The following is a 22,574-nucleotide window of genomic DNA, read 5'->3' on the forward strand; positions in this document are numbered from 1 at the left end:
CCTACTCCCACTCAATAGTCCCCGGTGGTTTTGAGGTGATGTCATACACTACGCGGTTAATGCCTTTTACTTCGTTGATTATGCGATTTGAAACGCTCTCTAAAAATGCGTGGGGTAAGTGTGAGAAACTCGCTGTCATTCCGTCCAACGCCTCCACAGCTCGCACACAAATCGTATTATCATAAGTGCGATTATCGCCCATTACGCCTACACTTCGCACATTCAGTAGCACACAAAACGCCTGCCACACCTTATCATACAGCCCCGCTTTATGCAACTCGTCTATAAAGATAGAATCCGCCTCACGCAGCAAATCCAAATCCGCCTTATTCACCTCGCCCATAATGCGAATGGCAAGTCCGGGTCCCGGAAAGGGGTGGCGCATTAGCATAGATTCAGGCATTCCTAGCTCCCTACCTAACGCCCTCACTTCATCTTTAAATAGCTCTCGTAATGGCTCAATCAGCTCAAACTTCATCCATTCAGGCAGCCCACCGACATTGTGATGAGATTTTATCGTCTTAGAGGGACCCTTGACACTCACAGATTCTATCACATCGGGGTAAAGTGTGCCTTGTGCAAGGAATTTTATCTCGCCCTTTGCATTGTGCTTTTTCGCCTCTTTTTCAAACACCTCAATAAAAGTCTCGCCAATGATTTTGCGCTTCCTCTCTGGGTCAAGCACACCTTTAAGTCGCTTTAAAAACAACTCGTTTGCGTCCGCAGTAATCAAAGGCACTTTTAAGTTTTCTCTAAACATTTTCTCCACTGCCTCTCTCTCGCCCTTGCGTAAAAGCCCTGTATCCACAAACACAGGGATAAGATTCTCTCCTATGGCACGATAAAGCAAAGCTGCAACGACACTAGAATCAACCCCACCACTCACCGCACACAAAACTTTGCTTGGCGTCTCTTTGCCACTTTTTGCGGAGTCTGCCCTCTCAACTTCGGTCATTACCGCTTGAGGTAATTCCCTCGCCTCATCTTGCAAAGCTCCATTTTTATCTACAAAATCCTGCCGCCCTTGATTTTGGCTATATCCTATATATTTAGAATCCACATTAGAATCTTGGCATTCTAAGATTGTGTGTGAATTTTTGGTGTTGTGCGAGGTAAGCGAATGAGGCGTATTGGACATACTCCGCAGTGAAGCGTCCGAAGCACTCGCCAAAAAGTCGCCACAAACTGAATGCCTCTTAAAGCACGAGGTGAAATGGTCATTGACAATCCCCACACTCTGCATAAACGCATACATACCCGTGCTACCTACAAATTTAAACCCACGTTTTTTCAAATCCTTAGCTATCGTATCGGATAATGGCGTGGAAGCAGGTAACTCCGCAATACTTTCAAAATTGTTAATAATAGGCTTACCTCCCACGAAGCCCCAAATATACTTATCAAAGCTTCCAAACTCTTTCTGCACAGCCAAAAACGCCTTTGCATTATTAATTGCAGATTCTATTTTGGCACGATTCCTAATAATGCCACTATCTTGCATTAGTGCATTGATTTTACGCTCATCATAAGCAGCGATAATCTTAGGATCAAAGTCATCAAATGCCACCCTAAAACTCTCGCGTTTTTTTAGAATCGTAATCCAAGAAAGCCCCGCCTGAAAGCCCTCTAGCACAAGCTGTTCAAAGAGTCTCTTATCCTCGTGCAGAGGCACACCCCACTCATAATCGTGGTAGTTTTCATAGAGTTTTCTTGTCGCTTCGTCTTTATCGGTTGCCCACGCACAACGGGTAGGAATCTCTAGTGCATTCTTTGCATAATCCACGCCGACGATTTTACGCAGTTTTGCGACTTCAGCTTCCGCAAAATTCCGCATATTCCAGTTCGTATCTGCCCCACAGATTCCCACAGCAAAATTTTTCAAAATCTCCCCGCCACATTCACTATGCACGACTTCGGGGTGAAATTGCAGGGCGTAAATCTTGCGTTTAGAATCCGCAATCGCACAATAATGCGTATTGCCCGACTTTGCAAGCTCACTAAAGCCCTGCGGGATAGATTCTACCTTATCCGCGTGGCTCATCCACACGATAGAATCTTGCTTCACATTAGCAAATAATGCTATCTTGTTATTCTTATTTTCTACATTATTATGAGTATTGCCCCTTAGCGTTGAATATGTGCTTATGAGTAAAGATTCTCTATCGCAATAGAGAGAATCTTGCAATAAGAATGAACGCAATGAAAGTTTCAGCTTGTCTTTTGTAACCCCATAAATAAAGCAGGGCAATTCTGTATTATGATAGTTATACACGAGATTTTTATCTACATTTGATATTTCATTTTCAAGGTGTTTAAAGTGAGTGTCATCACCGCTTTTAATAAAGCCCAGATACTCATATAATAGCCCCGCTTCATCTTGCTCTAAAAGGCAAGGTAGCGTAATTATCTCACTATCATTTGTATGCAACAATGCTTGTAATAATGCTATACCCTCTTTTTCTAATCTTGCCTTATTCGTGCATAAAAATATCTCTACAAAGCTATTTTTATCTGCTTTATCATATACGACTAAAAAGCCTAATGCTTCATTTTCTTTCGCATTCTCTTCTATACTTTCAATAACCAAGCATTGATGACATTTTGAGAGAATGTCTTGCATATTTTTACCACTACTAATGATTGCTTCTTGTGATACATGCGTATGCGTTTTTGCAACGTATTCTTGCCATAACGCACTTAAATCTAGCACTTCTTTAGAATCTAGCGTATTCAATGAATTAATTTTTAGATTTAATCTGCTAAGATTTTTTTGCAAAGATTCTAGAGATTCCATAGAATCTGTATAGCTATACTTTGTATAAGAGAGTGGATTTATCCTACTTGTAGCACAAAACTCTATGTATTTTGTATTGCTATTTTCATCAGTTACAATCCCCATTTTTTCCATGCCAATTCTCTTTGCTACATTTTGTGCAGCAATATCTTCTTCCCTACATAGTGAATACATCTCTTTTACACGCAAATGCTTAAAGGCATATTCCTTACATGCAAGGGCTACTTCAATAGCATAGCCTTTATGTAAATGGTCTTTATGCAATACATACTGCATTTCAAGATATTTTGTATAATGAAGTCCTGCAAGTCCAATCACGCTGCCATTATTTTTATCAGCGATAACCCACCAGCCAACGCCAAATCGATCTATACTGCTTTGTTCTCTCTCTATCCAAGTCTGCACTTCTTCTTCGCTTAATGCACCATTGAAAGATTGCATAGTCTCTTTATCTTGCAAGATTGCCCTAAGCATAGGATAATCGAAGTCTTTATAAGGACGCAATATCGTGCGGTTTGTCTCAAGGCTAAAATGCGTTGTATTTGTGTTTTTGATTCTATATACAAGCCGCTGCATTTCTCTGCCACGATAAGTCCAAGTCGTCTCTCCAAGCAAATACGCTTGTAGTTTATTTGCTACTGCCTTTGACGCCTCACTATCTTCTTTAATAAGCAAATATAGCTCTTTTGCTTTCAATACATTAAAAGCATAATGCTTACACCCAAGTGCCACTTCAGCACCATAGCCCTTTTTCCAATGGCTTTTTGCGATGATATAGGTCATGCCAAGCACTTTTTTATCATTATAGGTTTGCAAGCTAAGTCCTGCTTGTCCTATCATTGCCCCGCTTTCTTTCTCTATCACAGCCCAAAGCCCAAAGCCAAACTTTTTATATCTCTCTAACTGCGTATTAAGCCACTCTTGCACACTTGAATCATTAAAGTTATACTCCCATGAACTCATTACTTCATGATCAAGCAGCATAGCATTAAGCTCTGCTGTATCACTTTTACGCATAGCCCTTATTATAAGTCTTTCTGTCTCAAATAAAGGCATATCATAGCTAAGATTAAAAGAACGCATGAGTAACGCACTACTTGCCTTAAAATGCACGAGCGCTAAATCTCTATTATAAGAATCTTTAGGGCTTCTGCCAAAGATAGCAAAGCCTAGTGTATGATAGAATGCGATTGCATCAGTATTTGCTTCATTACAATCAACTAGAATATAATCATAATCACCTAAGCCAGATTCTAAAGCCTTTGCTATCAATGCTTTTCCAACACCTTTTTTAAACGCGCTAGGGGTTATAAATAGGGCTTCAATCTTATTGCCTCGCAACGCAATAAAGCCTAGCTTTTTGTCGTAATCGCTTGCTACAATAATATGCGTGGAATCTAGATTCCCAACCACTTGGGCGGGTGCAGGGCTTTGGGGTGCAAAATGTATAGAATCTAGATTCTCCACCAAATCTGGGTGGGTGCAGGGTTTAGGGTGCGTTATTTTAGAATCTAGATTCTTGTTTGACTGCGTTGTCTCTTTGCCACTTTTGCAGAAGTTTGATATTGCAACTGCGTCATTATCGTCTAGATAACTCCTTGTTGCAATATCTACACAACCTGCAAAATTGCCTAAAGATACTTCCACAGAACTCTTCATTGTGCGTTTTGTAGAATCTGGATTTTGTGTCAAACTAGATTCTAAACAAATAGAATCTAAAAGATTCTCCACATCATTTGCAATCTCATCAATATCCTTTGCTTTCAAAAAATGATGGGTTGCATGCACAGAATCTCTCCATATCTTTAAAAGCTCATCTTTTGTATCGGCACTCATAGGATTATTTTTTGTATAGTTTGCAAACTCAAGCAAGACTTTTTTAGAATCATTTGCATTTAAATCTAGCCCTATATAATCACTTGCTTTTAGCATATAGACAAAATGTGCCATTTCTTTATTATCAAAAGTCTTATTGCTTTTGCCTATGATACGCATTTCAAGTCGTTTCGCTAGATTCTGTGGGGCGATATTATCCGTTTTTATAAGGCTTATAAGCAGGGGCAAACCTAACTCTTTAAACGCATATTCCATACACATTTTAGTTGCTTTACTTGCCAAACCTTTATGCCAATGACTTTTTTTGAAGATATAGCCTAGTTCAGGCAATAATGGTGCTTTAGAATCTAGCAAGGTTTGCATGGCGTGTTGTGCTGCATGGTTTAAATAGTCTGCATTACTCAAACTCGCCTTAATTGTGTCATAAAGATTAGAATCTTGCACACTCTGCCATGTAATGCCACATTGCCCTACTATCTCATTGCCACTTTTTTCAACGACTGCAAATAAGCCAAAGCCATACTTTCTATATGACTGCATTTGCTTATCTAGCCATTCTTTTGCCTCTTGTTTGCTTAAAGCCCTGCCCCATGCACTCATCACTTCAGAATCTAAAAGCATAGATTCTATATCCTCTAAATCACTTGAGACAAACTCTCGCAAAATAAGCGTATCGCTTGTTATTTGTTTGCTTTGACTTTTATGGGCTTTATTAGCCTGATGGTTTGTTATTTTCCATAGCATTTCATCATTATGCGTTTCACAATAAGCCCCATCAAGCTTTTGTATAATATGCAATGAAGCATGGTTGTCTTTATGTATGAGAAAATAGACTTCATTTGCATAAAGTTTTTCAAAAGCATAATTTATGCATTCCTTGAGTATTGCTTGACCATAGCCCTTATTTTGATATGCCTTTTCTAAAATGTAGCCTATTTCTAAAACTTCTTGTGATATGCCATTATGAGTTATAGTCGCTTTTTCAATACCTGCATTACCGATAATCTTTCCGTTTGTTTTATCAATCACCGCCCAAATCCCATAGCCATGTTGCTTATAACTTGCTATTTGCTTATCTAGCCATGCTTTTGCCTCTTGTGGATTTAAAGTTTTTAATGTTTGCATACTCTCTTTATCACTTACCAAATCACACAGGCTAGATAAATCATCTAGGGTATATTCTCGCATTATGCAATGTGTAGTTTGCAAATTAAGCTCATTATCATGTGTTAGAGAATCTCCATTTAGAATCGTTAGAACCGCCCTACCAAACTCTTGAGCTTCAGCCTTTACCACACTCCCACCAAAAAAGTGTGCGATATACTGCATACCATAGCAAATGCCAAGTATAGGAATATTTAAATCAAAGATTCTAGAATCTGGCTTATACGCCCCTTCTTCATACACACTTGCTGGACCGCCACTTAAAATGATACCTTTAGGCTTTTTTGCCTTAATAGAATCTAGTGTTTCAAAATAGGGGACAATCTCTGTATAAATGCCATATTCACGCAATCTTCTTGCAATAAGCTGTGTATATTGAGAACCAAAATCAAGGACTAAAATCTGCGGATTATTCATAATATCTCCTTTTATACTATATAACTAACTATAACTTAAAGAGTCTTATTTAACTAGATTATATCAAAAAAAATAAAAAATAAGTTATGATAAGTTTGTGTGAAATATCTTAAATAAAAATGCACTCTTTGATAAAAAATATAAAAAGAGTGTAATTTTTGTTTTATACATTATTTCGACAATCAATAAGATACGATTTCAAATAATGTGTGATCGTTTTAGTTTAAGTGTGTCGAATATTCAGTAAAAGAATATACGAACAAATAGCAAAAAGATATATAAAATTAAGATAAATGTTGCACGATTGAACAATTTATAAATCCAAATAAAACCAACCATACAAGGGCAAGGAAGCATAGAATGCAAAAAACTAGCTTTTTACCCTATCTTTTTTCTTATTTTGTCCTGCTTGTAATATCTTTTGAATCTGTTCGTTTGCCTTAAAGCTTGCTTGAAACTCAACTCTTCTTGATAACTCATCACTTGCTAGTGGTTTTGCAAAGCTTACGCCATTTGCACGCAAAAGTTTAATAAGCCATTCTTGCTTATCATTAATGCTAGGTAGTGAAAAGCAATATTTTAGCACTTGAAAAGCTCTCTCTTGACTTAATTCAGCATTGCCCAAATATCGTCTCTCAAGCGATTGTGCGCCTTCCCAGTCTTTAGAGGTATGCCCCTCGATTCTAATATCTTCTATAAAATCCCTATATTTTTCACCATATAAAATACGCACATAACGCGGGAAAAAATCATCTAGTATCTTTTGGAATCTCTCTTTTACTCTCTTTTGTCCCACATCAAATAAAATATCTTGCTTTTGAAATCGTATCGTTGTATCTTCATCTATAAAAGCGTCCCATTTCTTTAAATCCTTGCCAAACTCTTGCATTAAATCCTTGTAGAGTTCTTGTTGCAGGTTTGAATAATTCTCTGCTAAATCTCGCATTTTTTCATTCTGTATCTCTAGCTGCTTTTTTTCATTCTCTAAAGTTACCATAAAGGCTATGGCAATCATCATAAAAATCATCATGATACCAGACATCATGTCTGATATGGTAATCCAATGGCTTGACTTCTCTTCCATACGCTTCCCTTAGCTATGCAACACCCATAATTTCTTTAACTTTCTTTAAAAACCATTCATAATTGTTCGCAAAGCTTTGTGTCATTTGCTCCATTTTAGAATCTAGGGCTTCAAGATTTGTACCTAAATTTTCATGGATTAATGCCCCTTGTCTTACTATCTCATCTGTGTTTGTTTTAAAATGCGTTACCACTGCTTCTAGTGTTTCTTTTTGTTTTGTAAGTAATGTATCGCTTGAAGCTGTGATAGTTTTCACATTTATTTCTATGGCTTGGACTGCTTTATGCAATTCTTGTGTGGCTTGATTTTGATTCTTAATATTTGCTTGCATACTTGCTTGCATAAGCTTAATGTATTGCACACAGAGATTTTTAAAATGGGTGTTAAGATTTTCAAAGCTTGTTTTTGTGCTGCCCTCAAAGCCTTCAAGTGTGGAGCTAAAACTTGATATTTTATCATCAAAGTTTTGTAATAAGCCTTCATTTTTTTGCATAACACTACTAAATTGAGTGATAAGCCCTTGTGTGAGTGAGTTTAGATTTTCTTCTAAATTTGTATAGAATTTCGCATAAGTCTCTTTTGCTAGACTTAGGGCTTCTTGGCTTAGATTCTGATTATTCTCTCTCAAAGTTTTCATATCACTTAGAATATTTTGGCAGTTTGAGTGAATATCACTGCTTGTTGTCTGCAAACTCTGCGTAAAACTCTCTAAATTTTTACCTATGGTATCATAGAATCCTTGCGATTTTGTCTGTATATCTGTGAATATTGTTTGCTGTGTGCTTAATGTGTGATTTAGCTTTTCATCATAGCTTTTTTGACTTTCTGTATTTGTCTCTTGTAGTTTCTCAATAATCTCTTGTAAGTTCTCTTTTAAAGCATCACTTGTTAGCCCTAGATTCCTTGATAGCGTCGTGCTATTATTTGTGATTTTAGAAAGCAAGGAGTCTGCATTATTGCTTAATTTTTCATAAGTAGATTGCAGGAAGTCATCTAGCTTTTGGTGTGAGTTTATAAGGCTATTTGATAGATTTATAGCTTGAGAATCTAGACTTTTTACAATGAGATTATTATCTTTTTCAAGCATATCGCTTAGATTCATATAATTATGTTCTAGCATTTTATTAAACTTATTTAGCATTTGCTGTAAGTTTGTATCAAGGCAGGTAGTTTGTGTTTGTAAAAATTCATGTAATATCTCGCCTTTTTTGCTTAGGTCTTGTTGTAATTGCTCTGTTTGTGTGCTAAAGGTTGTTTTTAGATTCTCATTTTGTGATAATAGATTTTCATTCAAGGTATTTGTTTGTGTTTGTAAAAACTCTTGCATTTCTTGGGCTTGTTTATCAAAAGTGGTATTCATACGCTTATATTGCCCTTTGAGTAATTCTACAAAATCATCTGAAGTTTGTATGAAATGCTGACTTGAGTTTTTAATCACTGCGGTGATAGAATCTGTTGTCTTTGTATGCTGCGTTTGAAGTCCATCTTGCATGTTTTGGAGTGTGTCTTTTGTGGCTTCATGTAGCATATTTAGCTCTTTTTCTAGGTGTTCGTGTGTGGTTTGCAGACTAGATTCTATATTTTCTTTATATGCAGTGTGGAGTGTGGATAGACTTTCTATTGTGTTTTGTGTTGTTTCCTTGCTGCTTTCTTCTAGCTTTTCTAGTGCTGCTGTATGCAGGTTAGTTAGAGTTTGCATACTTGCTTCTTGAGCTTGTGTGATAAATTCTTTTGTTTTTAGGGCATGTTCGTTTATTTGCGTAAAGTTTTCTTCTTGCATATTTTGAAGTGTGTTTATATGCTCTTTTGCAAGATTGCTTGTCATTTCTATACTTGTGTGTAGATTTATCTTTCCAGAATCTTCTAATTCTTTCGCACAATCTTTTAGGAAGTCATAGGCTGTTTGAGAAGATTCTAGAATCTTATCTTGCATATATTGATAATCTTTGGCTACTTTTTCTTGGAAGTTTTGATACAACGCATCAATATTTCTCATAATTGCTTCATAATTATTTTGCAATATGTTTTGTAAGATTTTATCTCGTTCTTCAAAGGCATTTGCAAGCGTTTGTATAGAATCTTTTGTAAAGTTTTCTAGCTTATTCGCGTTATTTGTAAGCGTTTCTTGCAAAATCTCTGTTGTATCTGTCATCTTTGTATGAAGTGTGGCAAACTGCTCGTTATAGAGTGTTTGCATTTTTTCTTGCATTTGTGCGGCTTTATGTATGCTTTCATTACTCGCTGTGTTGAGTTTTTCTAGCATAGAATCTGCGTTATTCTTAAAGGATTCATTAAGAGATAGCATAGAGTTTGACTTCATCTCTATATCTTCATTAATCACTTTTGCTAAATCATTTGAGGTTTTACTCGCTTCTTTAAAAGATTCTAAAACTTCTGTGTTTGCATTTTGCAGTGAATCTTTAAAGTCATTATAAGATATTTTAATAGATTCTAGAATCTGGCTATTTTGAGTTTGCAGGGTTGTATTTGTGCTATCAAGTCTAGCACAGCTTGTTTCAAAAAATGAAAGTAGCTTTTCTTCATAATTACGCAAATACTCTTGCAAGTCTTCTTTTGCTTGTTGCAAAGATTTAATAAAGTCTTTAGAATCTTTTAGGGCTTCAAGGCTAGAATCTTTTAGCGTTGCTATTGCTTGTAATTTTTCTTCAAAGCTTTGTTCTAGCGCGTTTAGCATTTGTAATGCTTGTATTAGATTTTCTTGTATTTGATTATTTTGCTTATTATATTCTTGTATTTGTGCGAGATTTTCTTTATTTGCTAGGATAGATTCTGTTGCTTGCTGCATAGAATCTTGCGTATCTTTTAGGGTTTGCTGCATCATTTGCATTGAGTTTGTATTATCTAATATCTGTTGTTTATATTGGTCTTGCCATGTTAGCATATTATAGGTTGCTTCATTTAATTGCTTAAAGTTTTCACCAAACTGCTCTTTTAAGTTATTATTAAAATCACTAATCACTATCTCTAAAGCTTTAATGAGTTCTTTGCTTGCTCCACTTGCTAATGTCTCAAGGGCTTTATGCAAGGAGACATCAATATCTTTTAGCATTTGTTTTAAGTCTTTTTCAAAATCTTCTTTTTTTACAAACTCTGCTTTAATCTCTCTTAATGCGGTATTAATATATGTGAGTTCTCTTAAGTGCATGAGTTCATCGAGTTTGTGTGCTTGTGTAGCGATAAAATCTATTTCACTATTTTCAGTTGCCTTGCTTTTTCCTTTTTGATATATGCTAAGGGCTATGGCTAATCCCATACCTACAATAGAAGTGTAAAAGGCTATCTTTAGCCCATCTAAAAGCATAGGCACAGAGCTTAATAAATCATGTGTATCAAAGCCTATAAGCCCCACAAAGATACCTGCAAATGTCCCAAGTATCCCTATACTCATAATGAGTGATTTAAAATCTTTGTGATTGTTACTACCAAAGCTTCTTAAATCCCATACAGCTAGTCCTAGCATAATTAGCGTAAAAACTATATTAATAATCATTGCAACCTCTATTTAATGTATATTTGATATTCTCACTTTTACATGTGTAATTTTTATAAGACCACGCAGTATAAAGCCAAGTGCTATGCAAAATGTAGCAAATATCACAACAAGCAATACTAAAAAGGCAAATAATAAACTAGAATTTGCCTCTGCTAAAGTCGCAATAGCTATATCAACCTGCATACCGCTTTGTATCCCGCTGGTATCAAAGGCTAATGCCACAAGCAAAACCCCTAAAAGCATAACAAAAGATGCTATAACATAAAGTCTAAAAGCGGTGATAAAATGCCTTAAGTTAGTAATAGAACTCATCTCATAAGCGATCTTATAAGAAAAATACATATTGCAGCAAAGGGCTACAATAAAATAGGCGATTAAAGCTTCTAAAAGCACTAACGCACTGCTAGATTCAAACAAAGCTAGGGCAAAGCTACAAAGAATCTGTATAACTATCATATACACATAATTGCGAAATAATAACGCATTAACAATCTTACTGAATCTATATAACACATAGAGACTATATACTAAGAAAGCAAGTGAAATAACATTAAAAAGCATATCAGATTGCACGAGTATAGGGGATAACATACAGATAATAATACCGCAAAGAACAGCATATACTAAGCCATTTTTTGCGCTCTTTAACTCCGCATGATTCTCAATCTCAAGGATTTCCATATATGATTTTACTCCCTTTTGCTATCTTGTTTTTTGTTTATGTTGTTTTTCCATTTTTTCGTTATCGCGTGATTATAGCAAAATTTTATTATTTTTTAATCTATGATATGAAAAGGATAAGTTAATTATGTTTTTGTTTATTTGGATTAATTCTCGCATATAGTAGAGAAGTATTGCATGTGATTTTACTATATGCTCCAAAAAAATAGAGACTATACAAAAGATTTTAAGTAAAAAGTTTTTGTATGATAAGCATATACAGAAACTTATATCATCTTAAAACTTCTTCCTATTTACATCTTCTAGAATCTTAGCAGCGACAGAATCTATTGCAGTGCTTATATCTTGTGATTTATTAGCAATCTCTACATTTTGCTGTGTGGTTTGCTCTAGTTGCGAGATAGATTCATTAATCTGTCCTATGCCTTGTGCTTGTTCTTTTATAGATTCTGCCATGTCATTTATGCTTTGGACTAGTATATTTGTATTTGCTTCTATTTCACCTAAAGACTTTTGAGTTCTCTCTGCCAACTTTCTTACTTCATCAGCTACGACTGCAAAGCCTCTACCATGCTCTCCTGCTCTTGCTGCTTCTATTGCTGCATTTAGTGCAAGTAAGTTTGTTTGGTCTGCAATATCTCTAATAATGCCTATTACATTTTTAATGTCTTCGCTTTGAGCTATAACTTCACTTGTTCTACCACTTACATTTTGCATTGATGAAGTGATCTCTTCAACTGAAGCAGCAGTTTGCTGAAGTGAGCTTGCTTGTGTGTTTGAGCTTTGTGTAAGAGTAGTTACTGCTTCTTCTAAATCTTTTGATTTAGATTCTAACTCTTTTGCAAAACTTTGACTTGTATGCAACATACTTCTAATCTCTTTGCCCAAAGTATTTGTAACAATATCTACTCTACCTTGTGCGTCTTTTACTTCTGTTGTGAAATCTAGGCTTACATAAGATTCAAACACGCGATTGATTTCATTTAGATTCTTACCTACACCTACAGCTAAAAGATTTAATAACTCATTTACAGAATCTCTTAATTCATTTAATTGTGGACTATTTCCTTTTTGTTCAATAAGTCTATCAGCATGTCCTTGCTTTGCTCTATCTATGACTTGAAGAGATTCTGCTACAAGAGCTTTATCAGATTCTAATCCAAGCTTTGTTTTTTCAATATTGTCATTGATGGCTCGTGCCATTTCTCCTATTTCATCTAATGCCTTTGGTCGCAACGCATTTGGCAACTCTTTCCTTTCATGATTAAGAAAAGCAAAGAATGCATGTAAATGATGACGCACATTATGAATCCTTGAAACAATACGCTTTCTAATATAAAGCTGTGTAGCAACAATGATAACCCCTAGCGATATAAGCACGGAGCATAAAATAGTAAGACGGAGTTTAAAAAGAGAACTGAATATAGAATCTTCAGGTGCGACAACCATAAATGTCCAATAGGTATCCATATTTCGGCCTGCTTTAAAAGGCACGATACCCGCATAGCTTAATTCTCCACGAGCATTGTAATACTGAAGCACACCTTCTTTGTGGGTGCTTATAAAATCTACAACTGCCTGCATACTTGGGTGAGAATTTGCTTGAGTTAAAGTTTTACCCAAAAATGACTCATTTGGGTGAGCTACAATCGTGCCATCTTGCGCGATAAGTATATTATAATCGTTTGTAAATACAGATCTTCTGTTTGCCAGAATCTCGTTACTAAATGTTTTAAACTCAACAAAAAAACCAATTATCCCTTTAATTTCTTTTTTTCTGTTTAAGATAGGAAAATTTATAGTTACACCAAATTGACTATTGCCATCTATCTCTAATATCCTAGGTATGCCGATACTGGGTTTCCCTGTCTGCATGACTTCTTTGAAACCGGGTAGATTTGTAAGATTTGAATGAGCTTGTAAATGTTTTATATCCCCACTTATATTTGGATCATACATAAGGATCAAAAAATCATCATTATCTAGTCTATTCTTTGGATTTATGATATTATCACCACTATATCTAGAATCTTTTAAATACACATAGCCATAGCTCCCCCACTCAGTTGTCTTAATCATATTCATGACATTATCTTCCATGATTGCTTGATTGCCACCATTTGCCGTTAAGAGTTCTTCGATATTTCGTTGAGATAAGGCAAGAGATAGCATAACCTCATCGAGATAACCACGCATGACATTACTTGTGCGTTTCCCTGCGTTAATAATCAATTTTTCTGCTTCACGCGATTGAATCTCTGTTGATTCTTTTACAATAACTCCAAGCATAATAAGCATACATATTATAAGAATGGTGCTTACATTTATAAGGATTTTTGCACCGATACCAAGTCTTGAGTAAAAATTCATAATATCATCTCCCTTCTCGCATTTAGTTAGAAATATTGTTGTTTTATTTAGAATCTATATCAGCACTTCTTTAGTATAAGGTTACAAATCTAAAGAGAACATTTCAACTACGCTAAGACAATGCAAAAAAATAAAGATTCTATAAAACAAAATGGATAACTGCAATTATAGCAAAAAAATACTTATTCTTAGTATATGAAAACTATCATATATATAATTTTGTAGCTATATTATTATATATTTTTGATTTTTAATTACATAAATATTATTTCTGTATATATGTATTTTTCATTATTTTTATTTAATATAAATTTTACATAGTTATGCATTATGAAATGGTATGAGTGCTTAAATATGGAATATTTGTATCAAAAAGTTTTATATCATGCGATTTTAATACTATTTTCAATACTATTGCTATGCAGGATTCTAAAAGTAGAATTAATATATAACACCATTAACAATCACATTATTTTCATTATTAAAAATCAATGTTATATTTTTTGCATTTCTATGTTTGCATAGATAGCAAACTTCAAAAAAGTTAGCCCTGCATACCTTACTATAATTTCATGCAACTAAAAATACAAACTTTTATGATACCATAACGGGTTTATTCTAGAGTTCTATACTATTTCAAAGGAGATTTTATGTCACCAAGCCATTCTTCAATATCAATCATTCGCACAGAAGCTGACTTTAAGCAATTTGTAGAGGCGTTCTATCAGGACAAAAAGCAGCCAAAAAGTTTTGGGATAGCTAGAGCAGAGCTTTCTCGCCTTGATTCTAAAAATGTTATAAGTATCAATTTTCCTTTTCTAAATTTTATGCAAAATTTTGGTAGCTTTGCGGTGTTTGCAACGGCGGCAAAATTGCAAAATTTTGAGAATAATGAAGTGGTTGTTGATATTGATGCAGCATTTGTATTTCGCGCGTTATGTCTATTTTACCCCTTTATTGAAAAAGAGCTTTCAATCTATGATGAAAAACATGCAGGTGAAAACACTTTGCAAAAGTTTAAGAATTTTTGCGATAAATTTTCAACCGATCCATACTCAATAAAAACCGCTGATGTGCTTTTTACAGATAGCAAAATACACAGACATATCGGGGAGAAGCATAAAAATATACAAATCATTTTTGAGTTATTGCGTCATGTAAGTGATATCTATAAGGGTGAAAATGAGTTTTATAAATTCCAACTTGTTGCATATTTTGATGATTTACAAACAAACTCTCTGCAAGTAGCCTATGCTAAATTACACGCATTATCAGCAGGATTTGCACCGCTTAGAAGTCTTAATCTTGATGGAATCTTTGGACTTTTACCAAATCTTGCATGGAGTGGTAATAAGCCTTATGAATTGCAGTATTTGCGTGATAATGAAGTATCGCTAAAAATGGAGGGTGAATTCCCATGTATTGACTTTATAGACAAATTCCCCCGCTATTTAATGCAGGTATTACCACAAGCAGATAATATTAGAATCCTAGATAGTGCAAAAACTCGTTTTGGTGCGTTTTTGGGTGCTGGTTATACGCAAATGCCGGGTGCTAGCTATGTGAATTTCAACTCTGGCACACTTGGGGCTTGTATGAATGAAGGACGCATTAGCTCATCTGTAATCGTTGGTGAAGGCACAGATATTGGCGGTGGAGCAAGTATTTTGGGTGTGCTTAGCGGTGGGAATACAACGCCTATTAGCATTGGTAAAAACTGCTTACTAGGGGCAAACTCTGTGACAGGCATTAGCCTTGGGGATAGCTGTATCGTTGATGCTGGGACTACAATACTTGCTGGAAGTGTGGTAAAAATAGATAGCGAAGAGGCACTAAAAATTAAAGAAGTAAATGCTAATTTTGAAATACAAAGTAATGGACTATATAAAGGACACATGCTAAGCGGTCTAAATGGCGTGCATTTTAGATTCATGACACAGAATCCTTGTCTTATTGCCTTTAGAAGTGCTAGGGCTATTAGTTTGAATAAAGATTTGCATTAGTTTGGAGTTTGCTACTAATAGGATTTAAAAACTATGTTTATTTATGTGAAGTTTTTAGGCATAAATAAGCCTTGCAAAATATTCTTTATAAAATTATAAAAATAGTATATAATTTAGCATTATTTTTTGGAGTGTGGTTATGGCAGAAAAGAACGCAGCAGAAGACAAATATGAGATTTTAGACAAGAAGCAGGTGCATACCCCGCGTGAGATTGAGTTAGCTTCATATCTTGAAGATATGATGGCAAATTATGAGGGGTTGCTTGATATGAAAGTGCTTTTTAGCGCAGATTTAGGCACGACACAAATACCACTTAATGAGATTCTAAAGTATGAGAAAGGCTCTATCATAGATTTACAAAAACCAGCAGGGGCAAGTGTAGAGATATTTGTAAATGATAGGGTTGTAGGCAAGGGTGAAGTTATGGTATATGAAAGAAATCTTGCTATAAGGATTAATGAGATTTTAGATTCCAATGCGATTGTGTATTACATTGCGCGTGAAGTCTCTGACCATGAGAGTTAATTGCATAAAGATTTAAGGATATGTATGCGTTATAGCATATTTGCATTTCTATTATATTACGCCCTATTCTCTTGCGTGTATGCAGCTACAAGGTATAAGATAACACAAGCCATATTGCATGATACGACAGAATCTAGCGTTCTTAAAATAGACAATAAAGAACATATTGCCTTACTTTTAGAGCTTATCATTGCACCACAGATTCTAGATTCTACAAGTTTTAACACACCTTTATCAATACAAGATTCTATCAAGCAAGACTCTATCAAGGTACAACAGCCAAATTCACAATATAAATATATCATGCTAAAAGACTTTATCATTGATAAAACACAGCATATAGCTACACCTTTAGGTAGTCTTTCAATAAAGCAAGATTCTATATTAAAACACGCCTATATTGAATTCAGCAAAGATACTGCATTACAGAGTGCCATGCTAATTTCACATGATACAAAGGTATATCTTGTGTGTTTTGATACTACCCAAACCGACACAGATAAGCCCTTAGCTAAAGATTCTGATATAAAAAATTTATTAGAAGAGAATAGTTATGAGATTAGCTCATGGCGATATTTCCTTGTATTAGGTATTATGATTGCTATTTTGATACTCTTATATGTGATTAAGTTACGGCAGAATAGAGGGATAGAAACTTCTAGCATTGTATTAGAACAGGCAAAAATACTTGATTCTAAAAATAAAATTGCACTCATTAAATACGGGGGGAAACGCTATCTCATCGGCATAAATCCGCATGGTATAACCCTGCTTGATTCAATACATTGCGACACACAAACAGAAAAAACAAATGATATAGAATCTAGCCAAACACAACAGAGTTTCACACAGATTCTAAGTGAAAAGCTTCTTTCTAAGCAACCAAAAAGGCAGTAAATGCGTAGCGTTGCCACACATTATAGAATCTATAAGGATAGATTCTTACTCGCCTTTAGTCTATCAATACTTGCACATATTGCCCTATTTTTTATCTACAAAAGTTTGCCTATGCCAGAAAAAAGGGTGGTTTTGCGTCCTATCTCACTTGGTGTGTTGCAACAGGAAAATATGCAGCCAAACATTATAGAATCTAGCACAAATACATCACAACCACAGACAGAAGCCACGCAAAATAAGCCTACACCGCAACAGAAAATTACAAAAAAAAGCACAGCCACAATCACGCAGCCACAAACGCCACCAAGCACAGATATAGACTTACAAAGTCTAAGTATCCCGCAAAATACAGGGGAATTCAACCCCTTTGCTAGTCCAAAGCCAAGCCTAACACAAGAGCTAAAAAGACAAGCGGATAATGCAAACTTTGATAAACTGCCACAAAAAATACGCAATGATCTCTTGCAGCTTTATGGCACAGAGCTGCAAAATATGAGTAAGGAAGAAAAGGATTATCTAGCAGAGAGTTACTTTTTAAATGGCGAAGTGTTTCAAAAAACCGCTGATAGAATGGGCTATCCACAACTTGCTATATATCTAAAACAGCAAGGCGTGGGCTTGATTGAATTTGTATTGTATCCAGATGGGCATATTGAGAATGTAAAAATATTGCAATCAACAAACGCAGAAGCCCTAGATGATTCCATGCGATTATTGATAGAGCAGTCCGCAAAAAGTTTAAAGCGACCCCCAAAGCCAATCACAATACGCGTAAGAGGAAACTACAACCTAAGGATGCAGTAATCACAAATTTATTTGATAACCCTAAATTTAACACAGCCCAAGATTAGCCAGACTAAAACTCCAGCATATACGAAAACAAATATAACTCAACGCAAATAAATCTAGACTCTACCAATTTACAAATATGAGTCAATATTTGCGGTTTGCGATACCTTAAAAAAGTAATAATCTCATTTAATATTACAGCTTTAACTTGAGTGTATGAATGTAGTTTCTACTTGGAAAAATAGGTTGTGGCAATAAAAATAGAAAATCCAGTTCCCAATCATTACACACTGATCCCCTATATCCCTCATAGATGGTGAATTACCCCATAAGCTTGATCCACCTTAAGCAACAGCATAACAAGTAAAATGCGGTACAGCAATATTACCTTGGCTTTTTTATCCTATTTTGTGCGGTAATGTCAATCGTAATGCTATCATCTTCATTATTTGCATACGCAACAGCGTAATATACAATATAGTATGGTGATTTATCGCCTTTTTTATCTTTCCAACCATTGCCAAAGTCTTCTAACACTTCTGTGTAGTAGTTTGCTACACATGTTCTTTTTTGAGTTTTTTTCTGTATGCCCTTATCTTCAATATTACTGATATGGGCGGTTAGCTTTGTGGTGATTTGAGCTTTAGTTTTGTCCCATAGTTGCATAAATTTTTGCTGTGCCTCTGTGCCGTTTCTGCGACCTTCCTCTTGGGCTCTTACCATAGCGTGTTGGTAGAATCCTGCCTGTGCAAACTGCCTATACACAAGATCTGAATCACACGTTGGCGGTGTGCGTCCTTGTGGCTTTTGCCGTGCTTCATTGTTACGCACAAGGGTTGTTGTTTGTTTGCGTCCTTGCACTTGAGTTTCATTTAGGATTGTGAGTTTGTCTGTATTTGAATCTTTACATGAGATTTGATAGGTAACCTGATACATAGGCGATTTATCGCCCTTTTTGTCTTTCCAGCCATTGCCAAAGTCTTCTAGCACTTCTGTGTAGTAGTTTGCTACGCAGATTCTAGTCTCTCTATCAACTTGAGAATCTTGCTCATAAATATTACTTACACGCGAGGTAAGTTTTGGTAAAATCGCCCCTCTTGTCTGCTTCCACAAACGCATGAATTCATCTCCAGCACTCTGCCCTTTCAGTCGTGCCTCTTCTCTAGCACGCACACTTGCATGTAAATCAAGGCTTGTTGCGGCAAATCTGCGTGTTATCTCACTGCTATTGCAGCTAAGAGCAGCTATACAAGCACCTGTTTGTGTGCTTTCTCTTGGCTGTGTTTGGTTTGCCTTGTCTTGGGGGTTATCTTGTGTTGTTTTTTCTTGTTTGTTTTGCTTATCATCTTGGTTATTCATCGTTTCTTTATTGCTAGTTTCATGAGTTAAATCTTTATTGCCTGATTGCTGATTTGTAGAATCTTGATTGATAGAGTTTTGGTCTATATTTTCAGTGTTTGCAATGCTTCTATTTTGCGTATTTATAGAATCTGTCTCATTTTGGGCTAATGTATCATTAGATTGATTAGAATCTTGGCGTGTGTTTTCTGTATTATTTGTAGTTTTAGATTCTGCATTTTTGCTGCTTTCTTGATTATCTTGTGTGTTTGTGTGATTAGAATCTGTTGTTATGGCTTCATATTTGTCTTTATTAGTCTCATCGTTGGGGGCATTATCTTTATTAGGTATATCTTGCGTAGTGTTAGATTCTGCGAGAGTGGTGGAATCTGCTTGATTATCATTAGTGGGGTTTTTATCAGATTTTTTACTGCTTGTTGTAGTGTCTGTATTTTGTATGTCTTTGCTAGATTTTCTGTTATCTTTTGTAGCGGTTTTTGTTACAGAATCTTTATGAGTTTTACTTGGGCTAGTTTTAGAATTATTGTTTTTAGATTCTGTTGTATTGGCTGTGGGGTTTAGATTTGCTTTAGGTTGCTGATTGCTATCTTGCGATACCTTGGTGGTATTGGGATTTTGTGCTTTAGAATCCTGTGGCCTATTTGAGTTTAGAGTATCATCTTCTAGTGGAATTGCTGTATCTGTTTTTATAGATTGAGTTTCTTGTCTCTCATTGGGCGTATCCGTGGGTAACACACTCTCATTGGTGTCTAAATGAGATTCCAAATTTTCCTCATGTTTTGTTTGAGAATCTTTTGATTTATCCGGATTGGTATCAAAATCTTGCTTATTACCTTGCCCTTTGGTCTCTAGCGCTGCTCTATTGTTCTGCGTATCACCAGCGGTATTTGTGTAATATACAGCAACACCGCCTACCAAAACTAGCAACACAAGTATAATGAGAATTCGCATATTCTTTGCTTTCATCATGCCCTCACAAAATAGAAATAGGCTTATTATACATTAAAAGTGCTGAAAACATGCTTTAAGATAAAAGTATAAAATATCTATATTTGTCTTTGTTTTGACTAACAATTTTTATCTGACTGCTTCTATTTGCACTTATATATTTGATTCTGTCTTAATTAATTATTGTCCAATGTTATGGACTTATCCTAAGCTCAAGGCTAGAAACTTCTTATTTACAGCGTGCAAATCCACACCTCACCCAGAGATATAAAGTCTAAGTCTTTGTCATTTCTAAACAACTTAACACAAACTTATGGAAATATAAGCAAAAAGTCTGTATTGTTTTGCATTCTAAAAATAGTAAAAGTTTTAGAATCTTGTGAGTTTTATCCATAGTATTGATTGATGGCAGGGTTATTTTAAAGCCAATTTTAATTAATAACTAAACCTTAATGAAAGGAAATCATGTATTTTCACATTCAAAATAGAAACTATAAATCTGCATTTATGCTTATAATTGCTCTATGCATACTGAATGCTACTTTATATGCTAGAGAGATTGTTGCTTACAACAAACATCATATTGCACTATCAAGCGATAATGACGCATATTTTGAGCCTACAAATTATGATAGATACTATACAGCTGGGCATAATCTTAGTTACACCTCAAAAGAATGGCAGAATAGTCCGCTTGCATATACCACATTATTCTCTAGGCTTTTTAAGAAAGATTTAGTAAGCTCTTTTAGCATTGGCATAGGGCAAGAAGTCTATACGCCCTCAGCCCGTTTTGCATTAAATCCACCTGCAAATGACGCCCCTTATGGCGGCTATCTCTATCTCAATACCATGATACAAAATCGCACAGATAATTTTTTAGAACAGCTTGAGTTAAATATCGGCATGGTGGGCAAGGCTGCACTAGGTAAAGAAGCACAGGATTTAATACACGAGTTAATCAACTATTATCCTTTAGCAGGTTGGGATCATCAGATTAAAAATGAATTTGTATTGAATGCGTATTGTAAAGCAATGTATCGTTTTGATATCATCTCAAATATTTTTGATATACTGCCTTATGGAGTTATAGCCCTTGGTAATGCAAATACGCATTTAGAGGTTGGTGCAAAAATGCGTGTTGGCTATGGTTTGCATGGTGATTTTGGAATACAAAAAGCTACTTCAAATCATATAGGTTCGATGAGTTTGAACGATGATTTTAGATTCTATGTAACTTTTGGTATTGCAGAGCGTTTTGTAGGACGCAATATGTTTATACAAGGAAACTCTTTTGGTGGATTTCAAACACAGCTTGATATGGCAAGGTGTGTTTATGAAGCAGAGATCGGGGTTTTAATCGCATGGAAGGGCATATCTCTAGCTTATATGTATTCATATAAACAAAAAGAATTTAGAGAACAATTACTTGATTCTAACTATGCGACATTGCGTTTGGAGATAAGTTTTTAGAAGTGCATACCATTAGTTGCCTATTATAAAACATATGATGTTAACTTACACCTCCACATAACACCAGCCTACATATGCAAAATACTATATCAATAATTTTTAGGACTGTTAATATAGTGTGTTTCAAATTTTAATATTGTCTATAATACAACACCTCATAATCTTTTAATATAAAATAAGCGTATTAGACATACGCAAAAAATAAAACATATAGACACAATAAAAACCTTCAATAACAGACACAACCCAGAGTATGCAAGATGGCAAGATTTCTTAGAATCTATTTCCACCACACTGAAAATAGGCAAATAAAAGGATAAAAAGCTATGTTAGCTACATGCTTTTAAAGTAGGAATTTTTATTGTTTTTATGGGGGCTAGAATCCCAAGTGAGTATATTTAGCCTTATCACTTAAATATGTTTTTAAGCCCATGTTTATGGTGTTTGCTTTGTTTTGAAAGTTTCTTTTAAGGCTTTTAAAACATCTAATAAAACTTCTTTCTTTAATAAGCTTTTATGCTTAGCCTATTTAACTTTTTTAAGTCTCTCAACTCTTTTTTTTGAATCTGTGTTTTTTAAAAAAAATATTGCAAATTTTGCGGCGGCTTTTTTTGTGTGCGTTCTTGATTGTGTTTTGAATGAAATAAGCTAGAAAAATCCCTGCTTTGAAATATAAAGAGATGTTTCGCCTTGCGGCTCAACATGACAAGGAAAAGCAA

Annotated in this window: 11 protein-coding genes; 5 read left to right on the forward strand and 6 right to left on the reverse strand. The window is 35.2% G+C overall.

Translation table 11 applies throughout. The features are described from left to right. Position 1: 1 nt before the first annotated feature. The 5 genes from guaA to T368_RS17100 form a co-directional block, all read right to left on the reverse strand. Positions 2–6,211, reverse strand: a complete 6,210-nt coding sequence (gene guaA, locus T368_RS16610) for a glutamine-hydrolyzing GMP synthase (RefSeq protein ID WP_004086628.1) — start codon at positions 6,209–6,211, stop codon at positions 2–4. Positions 6,212–6,581: 370 nt separating this feature from the next. Next, entirely contained in the window at positions 6,582–7,295 is a 714-nt protein-coding gene (locus T368_RS0105175; protein WP_004086626.1) for an OmpA family protein, read from the reverse strand. 13 nt (positions 7,296–7,308) lie between these two features. Next, positions 7,309–10,806 (reverse strand): hypothetical protein, encoded by a 3,498-nt coding sequence (locus tag T368_RS0105180; RefSeq protein WP_004086624.1) that lies wholly within the window; start codon positions 10,804–10,806, stop codon positions 7,309–7,311. 12 nt (positions 10,807–10,818) lie between these two features. Beyond that, positions 10,819–11,490 carry a hypothetical protein gene (locus T368_RS0105185; protein WP_004086622.1) on the reverse strand — a complete coding sequence of 224 codons (672 nt, stop codon included), beginning with the start codon at positions 11,488–11,490 and terminating at the stop codon, positions 10,819–10,821. 276 nt (positions 11,491–11,766) lie between these two features. Next, positions 11,767–13,860, reverse strand: coding sequence for a methyl-accepting chemotaxis protein (locus T368_RS17100; protein ID WP_027338340.1), 2,094 nt, complete (start codon positions 13,858–13,860; stop codon positions 11,767–11,769). Between the two features lie 650 nt (positions 13,861–14,510). Between T368_RS17100 and T368_RS0105200 the strand changes: the two genes are divergently transcribed. The 4 genes from T368_RS0105200 (at position 14,511) to T368_RS0105215 (ending at position 18,090) form a co-directional block, all read left to right on the forward strand. Further along, positions 14,511–15,863 (forward strand): tetrahydrodipicolinate N-succinyltransferase N-terminal domain-containing protein, encoded by a 1,353-nt coding sequence (locus tag T368_RS0105200; RefSeq protein WP_004086618.1) that lies wholly within the window; start codon positions 14,511–14,513, stop codon positions 15,861–15,863. 139 nt (positions 15,864–16,002) lie between these two features. Beyond that, complete coding sequence (fliN, locus tag T368_RS0105205; RefSeq protein WP_004086616.1) at positions 16,003–16,389, forward strand: flagellar motor switch protein FliN; 387 nt, start codon at positions 16,003–16,005, stop codon at positions 16,387–16,389. A 24-nt stretch (positions 16,390–16,413) separates the two neighbouring features. Then, positions 16,414–17,286 (forward strand): FliO/MopB family protein, encoded by an 873-nt coding sequence (locus tag T368_RS0105210; RefSeq protein ID WP_004086613.1) that lies wholly within the window; start codon positions 16,414–16,416, stop codon positions 17,284–17,286. After that, the gene (locus T368_RS0105215; protein ID WP_004086612.1) at positions 17,287–18,090 is read left to right on the forward strand and encodes a TonB family protein; all 804 of its coding nucleotides are present in this window, start codon (positions 17,287–17,289) and stop codon (positions 18,088–18,090) included. A gap of 369 nt (positions 18,091–18,459) precedes the next feature. On the opposite strand, the gene T368_RS0105220 is transcribed toward T368_RS0105215, so the two are convergent. Next, the gene (locus tag T368_RS0105220) at positions 18,460–20,385 is read right to left on the reverse strand and encodes a midas domain-containing protein (RefSeq protein WP_230455627.1); all 1,926 of its coding nucleotides are present in this window, start codon (positions 20,383–20,385) and stop codon (positions 18,460–18,462) included. 462 nt (positions 20,386–20,847) lie between these two features. On the opposite strand from T368_RS0105220, the gene T368_RS0105225 reads away from it, so the two are divergent. Next, positions 20,848–21,855 (forward strand): lipid A deacylase LpxR family protein, encoded by a 1,008-nt coding sequence (locus tag T368_RS0105225; RefSeq protein ID WP_004086608.1) that lies wholly within the window; start codon positions 20,848–20,850, stop codon positions 21,853–21,855. Positions 21,856–22,574 lie beyond the last annotated feature (719 nt).

Source organism: Helicobacter bilis ATCC 51630 (genome assembly GCF_000686565.1).
GTDB lineage: Bacteria > Campylobacterota > Campylobacteria > Campylobacterales > Helicobacteraceae > Helicobacter_A > Helicobacter_A bilis.